1 protein-coding gene and 2 pseudogenes are annotated in these 3,621 nt (G+C 64.9%); 1 reads left to right on the plus strand and 2 read right to left on the minus strand.

The window, feature by feature from the left end:
- On the minus strand, positions 1-576 hold a 576-nt coding region (locus VML93_RS08780), incomplete at its 3' end, for a TetR/AcrR family transcriptional regulator (RefSeq protein WP_325609711.1).
- Between the two features lie 833 nt (positions 577-1,409).
- Here VML93_RS08780 and VML93_RS08785 point away from each other — a divergent pair.
- Positions 1,410-2,078 (plus strand): annotated as a pseudogene (locus tag VML93_RS08785) (DUF1361 domain-containing protein); the annotation flags it as partial.
- Between the two features lie 375 nt (positions 2,079-2,453).
- On the opposite strand, the pseudogene VML93_RS08790 reads toward VML93_RS08785, so the two are convergent.
- Positions 2,454-3,593: pseudogene (locus tag VML93_RS08790) on the minus strand (IS3 family transposase).
- Between the last annotated feature and the right edge of the window lie 28 nt (positions 3,594-3,621).

Genomic DNA, 3,621 nt, shown 5'->3' on the forward strand with positions numbered 1-3,621 from the left:
GTCGAGATCGCTGATGCGGCGGGTCCCCACCCACAGCGCCACCAGCATTTTGGCGATGTCTTCGGGATCATGATGGTCGCTGACGTCGCCTTCGGCGACGGCTTTGCGGATCAAGGTGGTGACGAACCCGATCCATGACTGCCAGACCGCGGTGGCTGGGGCGGGGGCGTTGTCCAGGGTTTCGAGCAGTCGCACCCCGGCTCGGGCCACCTCGTTTTGGGTGTTTTGCACGGCTTGCAGATAGAGCAGGTCGATCAGTGTTTCCAGTCCGGACATCTTGCGGGCCAGCAACTCGGTGATTGCGGTGCGGCTCATCGCGTTGAGGTCGTCGATGATCGCCACGGCCAGTGCCTGCTTGGACGGGAAGTGGAAATACATCGCCCCTTTGGTCAGTTCGGCCTCGGCCAGGATGTCGTCGAGGCTGACCATGCTGTAGGAGTGGCGGGCGAACCGGTGTGATGCGGCGGCGATGAGTCGCTGGCGCGTGGTGCCGACTGGTTGTTCGCTGGCCTCGGTCATCGCCTTCCCCGTCTCGTCGCGGTCGCCGCGCGGCGCGACCGTTTCGCGCCAAGGCAACTCCGCCGCCGAGTCAGTGCCCTCAACGATGATACGGACGAAAACCCGCCGAGCGCGCTGACCCGCCGAAGGGCGGAGTTGTGCCCGCGAAAGCCTTCCGTTGGTCCGCGGCCTGCTCTATACCTGTCATCCCGCGTTCACCCACACTTTGTCATGTTACTAGAAGACTGCATTGTTAGAAGACTCTCGGTGTATTGGAAGATTAGGCAATGCTACGACTGGTATCTATTCCCCTCGGCTAGATGCACTGTCTGTATACACATGCTGGGTCGCACCCAGGCGCGGCAGGAACGAGGGGCCTGCCTTGGGTGGTCGGTCGGCTTCCGTTAGGAGGAGCACATGTCGGTCAAGACTACGCAGCCGGGGACGCTGACGTCTGCGCCATCCACATCGGACGGGTGGTGGCCTGCTGGGGGCGCGCAGAACTATCCGCGCGACGGCGCTGGCATCGACGGCGGCCAGCGCATTGAGCGGCGGCGTAATGGGAGCTTCGGCGATTCACCGATGGATATCCTGACACACCTGCCTGCCCTGGTGGTGTTGGAGCGGCTTCCAGTTCCTACGCTCGGATGGTGCCGATCGGGTGTGAACCGCACACCGTGGTTGGTGGGCCGTTGCCGGCCGCGCGTCCGAACCGGAGCCTGTCATGACGGTAGCCCGCAGTGCCGGTGATGTCTTGTCCGATCACACGGTGTTCGCGGTGGAGTGCATCGAACGTTGTAGCTCACAGCAGCTCAGAACGGTTGTCGATTATGCCCTGCCGTGTCAGGCCCAGGCTGGTGTCTTGCTTATCGTCCTGCCAGGCCGCTACCCACGGCTGGCAAACTGCACTCATGACCTATTCACGGCGTGTGGCGCTGATCGTATCGGTGGTGGCCACCACCGGGCTGACAATGGTGTTGGGTGTCACCGATCCGGCCCCGCCCCCGATCTACCCGACCCGATTCTTCGTGTGGAATCTTGTGTTGGGGTGTATCCCGGTGTTCTTTGCGGCCGGTTTCGCCCTGGTACGCCGGCGGATCTGGTTGATTCCACTGGGGCTGGGATGGCTGGCATTCCTGCCCAATGCTCCGTATCTGGTGACCGACCTGGTGCACCTGGGCAGCGGCGTCGAAGTGTGGCGGCACGTCATGCAATACGGGATCGCGGCGTGGACCGGTGTCATGCTCGGGGTGGTGTCGATGCACCTGGTGTGCCGGCGGATCGAGCGCGAGTTCGGTGCGGTGACCGGTTGGATCGCGGTAGTCGTCTCGGTCGGCCTGTGCGCGATAGGTGTGGTGATCGGGCGGTTTCAGCGGTGGAACTCCTGGGATTTGGTGACGCAGCCGGGCGTGGTGGCGGCGACGACGCTCGGTTGGGTGCGTTCGCCGCTCGCCCACGTCCAGCCGACCGGTGTGGCACTCGCGGTTGGGGCGTTCTTCGGGCTGGCATACCTGACGCTGTGGTCCCTTTGGCCTTCCCCCGGGCCAGCACGCGTAGTGCCGGCGGATCAGTTCGCGCGGGACGACAGGTCCTCAGCACCGCCGACCCACAACCGACGACCTCCGCCGAGCCCTCCGGCAAGATCAATCCACCCGACGGTGTGCACTGATTGACCCAGGTTGAGTTGCCGTCCCCGTGATGCGCGCGACGGTAACCCGCCGTGTGTGCGCGCTGCGTGGTCAGCGGGGGCGGTGACGGGTCGGCTCGGCAGTCTGCCCGCGGCGGCCGCGGCGGCGAGATCGCTTCGTGCCAAGGCAACTCCGGGGCCGAGTCGGTGCCGTTGATAATACGGAGCGGCGACCCGCCGAGGTTGCGCGCAGTACTGACCGGCCTGGGGACGGCGCTGTGTCCCTGGGAGCTTCCGCTTGAAGGGGACCTGTTTGGTGGTCCAGTCGCTATGCGGCTTGGGGTTGGTGGGTCGTGGTCCACTGTAGAGCGAACTCGGATGGGGTGAGTTCGCCGTGGGCGGAGTGGGGTCTGTTGGTGTTGTAGTCGCAGCGCCAGTCCTCGATGATCACGCGGGCTTCCAAGAGTGAGTCGAAGCGCCAGGAGTTGAGCAGTTCATCACGCAGTCTGCCGTTGAATGACTCGATCCAGGCGTTCTGCCACGGTGGGCCGGGATCGATGAAAAGTGAACCGGCGCTGTTGAATCGGCACCAATCGTGCACGGCGTGCGCCACGAACTCCGGACCGTTGTCGAAGCGCACGTAATGCGGCGCCCCGTGTTGCAGGGCTGGGCGATCCAGGACGTCGACGACGCCGTCGGCGTCGATGGACCGATCGACCTCGATCGCGAGGGCTTCGCGTGTGAACTCGTCGATCACGTTCAACATCTTCATCGTGCGGCCATCGGCGGTGGTGTCGAACTGAAAGTCCATCGCCCAGATGACATTCGGGCGGATCGGTGACATCGTCCCGACGGCGACACCGATCCCGGTCAAACGCTTCTTGCGGCGGCGCTGCGGGACCCGCAAGCCCTCCTCACGCCACAGCCGGCGCACGCGCTTGTCGGTTGACCTGCCAGCCCTCCCGGCGGGCCGTCTTGGCCGCCTGCCGCCACCCCCAACGCGGCCGATCAGTGGAGAACCGGCGCAACCAGGCCCGCAACCCGGCCTCCTCGTCGGTGATCGGCGACAGTGCCAGCCGCATCGTGGAACGGTGCAGACCAACGACGGTGCAGGCGCGGCGTTCAGACACCCCGAACCGGTCGCGCAGCGCGGTAACGGCGCTGCGCTTGCGGTTCGGGGTTAGAAGTCTCCCGCCGAGATCTCCTTGAGCATGTCAATGTCGAGGGCCTGGTTGGCGACTAACTTCTTGAGCCGCGAGTTCTCGGCCTCGAGTTCTTTGAGCCGTTTGGCCTCGTTGGCCTTCATGCCGCCGTACCGGGCAAGCCAGCGATGCCACGTCGACTCCGCGACCTCCAGGTGCCGGCACACCTCGGCCAACTCCTGGCCGGCCGCGAGGAGCTTGTTGCCCTCGGCGAGCTTGCGGATGATCTGATCCGGCGTGTGCCGCCGGCGCTTGTTCGATGCCATATCGTTGTCAATTCTTCCTCGCCCGAAC

The organism is Mycobacterium sp. (assembly GCF_035499775.1).
In the GTDB taxonomy this organism is placed as follows: domain Bacteria; phylum Actinomycetota; class Actinomycetes; order Mycobacteriales; family Mycobacteriaceae; genus Mycobacterium.